The 1921-nt window shown below is 26.7% G+C and carries 3 protein-coding genes; all 3 read right to left on the bottom strand.

Annotated features, from left to right (window positions below; translation table 11 throughout):
• Positions 1-227: CpsB/CapC family capsule biosynthesis tyrosine phosphatase (locus tag ACMOUI_RS00580; protein ID WP_418963801.1), on the bottom strand; the 227-nt coding region annotated here is incomplete at its 3' end.
• Complete coding sequence (locus ACMOUI_RS00575) at positions 221-1045, bottom strand: CpsD/CapB family tyrosine-protein kinase (RefSeq protein ID WP_418963800.1); 825 nt, start codon at positions 1043-1045, stop codon at positions 221-223. The genes ACMOUI_RS00575 and ACMOUI_RS00580, both read right to left, overlap by 7 nt.
• Positions 1035-1778, bottom strand: coding sequence for a YveK family protein (locus ACMOUI_RS00570; protein WP_418963799.1), 744 nt, complete (start codon positions 1776-1778; stop codon positions 1035-1037). Before ACMOUI_RS00570 ends, ACMOUI_RS00575 begins: the two co-directional genes overlap by 11 nt.
• Between the last annotated feature and the right edge of the window lie 143 nt (positions 1779-1921).

The raw sequence follows: 1921 nt of genomic DNA, 5'->3' as shown, positions 1-1921 counted from the left end.
CCCTTATGAAGTTTAACTTTTAAATTTAATTCCATACATCTTGTCTTCAAAATCTCGTAATTTTTATCATAATTCTCATTCGAAAATCTTCCCTTATTATAGTGAGAGGTTAAATAAAACTCATTAAATCCTATATTTATAGCATCTCTAATCATTTCAATAGATTCCTCTAATGTTTTTGGACCATCATCAACTCCAAATAATAGATGCGTATGAATATCTACCATTTTTTTCCCTTTTGATCTCCACTTAATTGTCTTTTATAATTTGTTTTTAGTTTTTCAATAATACCTTTAAACCCTTTTTTTGTTTGATATGTATTATTTAATTCATCTTCAGTATAGTAATCTTTATAATATGAATAGTTGTTGTTATAATAACCATAATTCCCATAGGACAATCCATTCTTATCAATTTTATTTACAACATAGCCATATATATTAGCCTTTGCATTATTTAACATGGTTTTTCCAAATTCCAACTCTCTTTTTGCAACTTGATCATAAGCTACAATATATACAACACCATCACAGTATTTAGAAAGTATTGCTGCATCACTTGCTATTATAAGAGGTGGAGTATCTAGTACCAATGTATTGTATTTTCCTTTTAACTCTTGCAAAAGAGCTTTCATCTTATCCCCTAAAAAAAGTTCTGTTACATTATGAGTTACATTTCTTGTAGGAAGAATATCTAAATTTTTTTCTACATCTCTCAAGATTACATCTTCAACTTTCATCTCACCAGAAAGAACAGATTCTAATCCTCTATTAAAAGACACACCAAAACTTTCATGAGCTCTAGGTCTTCTAATATCACAATCTATTAACAGCACTTTCTTTCCAGTTATTGCTATACTCATTGCATAATTAGATGCAATTATACTTTTTCCCTCTTTAGGTATCGTACTTGTTATCAAAATTGTACGATCAAACTCTTTTTCATTTAAAAAATGTAAATTTGTTCTAATAACTCTTAATGCTTCACTCATTTCATGATTATCAATATCTTTAAAAAATATCCTTCTTTTAGTTTTATTTTTCATCTTTACCTCCATCAATTAGAGAAAGGTTAAAATCTGGAATTGTTCCTAATATAGGTGCTTCTAAAATTTTTTCTATATCACTTGTCTTACGTAATTTACAGAAAAAAAACTCAACTATAAAAGCTACCATACACCCTATAATAAGAGATATAAAAAATGAAATCCCAATTATTAATGTACGTTTTTTAGGTAAAGGTTCTTTAGGAGCTTCTGCTGGCTCTACAATTTTTATATTTTGAAAATTCATAACTTCACGAACTTTTAACATAAACTCATGTCCTATTTCATTTACTACTGCTGCTGCTAAAATAGGATCTCCATTTTTATATGTCAATCTTAGTAATTCTGTATCTTCAACTGGAAAAACTGTTACATTATTTTGCAATTTTTTTAAATTTATTTCTAAATCATATTTTTTTATAACATTTTTTAAAATAGTTTTACTTTTAGCTATTTCTGCATAAGTTGTTGCTAATTTTTGATTTACAGAAAGTTCTCCACCATCTAATGAACGAGCACTAGAATTTATTCCATTAGAGACCATCATAATTAACTCAGCTTTATATACTGTTGGTCTAGTCATCGCAAAAAAAATACCTAAAATAAATGTTGGTATTGCTATTAACGTTATTAATTTCCATCTTCTAAGTAATGTAAAAACAAGATCCATTAGATGGAGCTCGTCTTCATCTTCATAAAAATCATCTTCATAAAGCTCTTCTTTTCTTCTCATTCTTCTCCCTACATTCAAATAAATTCTTTATAAGAATTAAAATTTTATAATTTTTAATCTAATAAATTTTATACTAACATAGTTTTCATCAATTTTTTTCCGAAATCGGACTTTTTAAATTTTGTTATTAATAATAAAAAAAC

This window comes from Cetobacterium sp. (assembly GCF_048470075.1).
Taxonomy (GTDB): Bacteria; Fusobacteriota; Fusobacteriia; order Fusobacteriales; family Fusobacteriaceae; genus Cetobacterium_A.
The sequence above is the reverse complement of the archived record's forward strand: the minus strand, read 5'-3'. Positions and strand labels throughout refer to the sequence as shown.